Source organism: Nonomuraea purpurea (assembly GCF_042650645.1).
Classification (GTDB): domain Bacteria; phylum Actinomycetota; class Actinomycetes; order Streptosporangiales; family Streptosporangiaceae; genus Nonomuraea; species Nonomuraea purpurea.
In genome coordinates, this window is sequence record NZ_JBHSBI010000077.1 from 1 (window position 1) to 1,953 (window position 1,953).

A 1,953-nucleotide genomic window follows, 5' to 3' on the forward strand; every position below is an offset into this window, starting at 1 on the left:
TCGGTTGTGAACATGAACGCGAGAGGTGGGTTGAGAATGACCGGCTGATTGCGGGGCTGTACGAGTAGATGGAGGGGTTCTGATCCTCCGGAGTCGCCTTACGCGGAGGAGGCTTCAAATCACCCACCGGTGCCTTAGCTGAAGACTGTGGTGCTGAACGGCGTGGGAAAAGGCGTGGCTGTGACTGCGTCAGATGTGGACCGGGAAGATGAGCGATGGGTGGAAGCCCTCTGCCGTCTGAAGCGTCGAAATTACATTAGATGACATCCAAAACCGGGGTGTCCGATAGATCCCGGGATGAGCCTGAGGGATACCCGTTTACTGCTCAGGTGGGGTCCGGCGTAGAGGCAGCATGAGTCCGGTCCGGGCTCTCGTATGGAACATGTGAAGGCGTGTCCCCGAAAGTGCCGCCTGCGAATGGGTGGCGAGATGGAGACCTCCAAGCGGAGAACCCGCGAGGAGTTGAGTACGTGTTGCGGGGCGCGCTGGCGGACTCGCCCGGAGTAGCTGTGAAGCCTCTGCGTATCGCAGTGGGGGTGGAGCCAAGGGGCGGGGTCGTCTAGGTGAATGAGTGCGATCAACCGGAAGGAAGGAGTCGCATGAATGAGCCACTGCTGGAAGGCAAGTCGCATCGCATTCCGAAACGGCTGGTATGGGATGCGTGGCTGAAGGTGAAGGGAAATGGGGGAGCGGCCGGGGTCGATGGGGTGACGATCGAGCAGTTCGGTTCTGCGGATAGGTTGAAGGACAATCTGTTCAAGCTGTGGAACCGCATGTCGTCAGGCTCGTATTTTCCCGGTCCGGTCCGGGCGGTAGAGATTCCCAAGAAAGGTGGGACGAGAGTTCTCGGTATTCCCAATGTCGTGGACAGGGTGGCGCAGACGGTGGCGGTGCTCGCGTTGGAGCCTGAGGTGGAGAAGGTGTTCCACCCTGACTCTTACGGGTATCGCCCTGGCCGGTCGCCGCTGGACGCGATCGAGGGCTGCCGGAAGCGGTGCTGGGAGAAGGACTGGGTCGTGGACCTTGATGTGTCGAGGTTCTTTGACTCGGTCCGCTGGGATCTGGCATTGAAGGCGGTCGGCCGGCACACGGATCAGAAATGGATTCTGTTGTATGTGGAACGCTGGCTGAAGGCTCCGATGCGGATGCCTGATGGTGCCCTTGCCGCACGAACTCAGGGGACGCCGCAAGGCGGTCCGATCTCACCGTTGCTCGCTAATCTGTTTCTGCACTACGGGATGGACGTCTGGCTCTCGCGAGAGTATCCGGGCTGCCGTTTCGAAAGGTTCGCAGATGATGCGGTGATCCATTGTGTGACCGAACGTCAGGCGTTGGAGGTGAAGGAGAGGCTCGGTGTCCGGTTCGCCGAGATCGGGCTGCTTCTGCACCCGGATAAAACGAAGATCGTGTACTGCAAGGACGGGAAACGTCGTCGGGACTACCCGGTCACGTCGTTCACGTTCTGCGGGTATGAGTTTCGTCCTCGGGAAGCCTTCGACCGAGCGCGGAAGGAAAGGTACACGAACTTCCTGCCTGCGCCATCTTCGGAGAAGATTGCGGAGATGGGGCGGAAGGTCAGTTCGTGGAAAATCCCTCGGCACACGACTCTGACACTGGAGGACATCGCCCGGCGGGCGAATCCGGTCCTGCGGGGCTGGTTCGCCTATTTCACCGTGTTCTATCCGAGCAGGGTGATCCCGCTGTGCAGGCGCATTGATCGCATCTTGATGCGTTGGGCGCGGAAGAAGTACAAGCGACTGAAACGCAGTGATAGACGTGCGAAGAATTGGTTGCGACGGGTGCGGGATAGTGCCCCGAGGCTGTTCGCGCACTGGATGCTGCGGTATTGACCCGATAGCAGGGACGGCACGAGCCGGATGACGGGAGACTGTCATGTCCGGATCTGTGAGGGCCGGGGGCTGCGATGCCCCCGGCTACTCGGCCAGGCGCAGT

The 1,953-nt window shown here is 60.4% G+C and carries 1 protein-coding gene; it reads left to right on the forward strand.

The genetic code is table 11. The annotated features are described in order from the left end of the window. Positions 1-599: 599 nt before the first annotated feature. On the forward strand, positions 600-1,850 hold the full coding sequence (gene ltrA / locus ACFOY2_RS54575; RefSeq protein WP_379536102.1) for a group II intron reverse transcriptase/maturase: 1,251 nt from the start codon (positions 600-602) through the stop codon (positions 1,848-1,850). Positions 1,851-1,953: the final 103 nt, after the last annotated feature.

Excerpts from the sequence above, each read along its gene's own strand:
- ltrA (WP_379536102.1), top strand. The coding sequence starts at position 600 with ATGAATGAGCCACTGCTGGAAGGCAAGTCGCATCGCATTCCGAAACGG.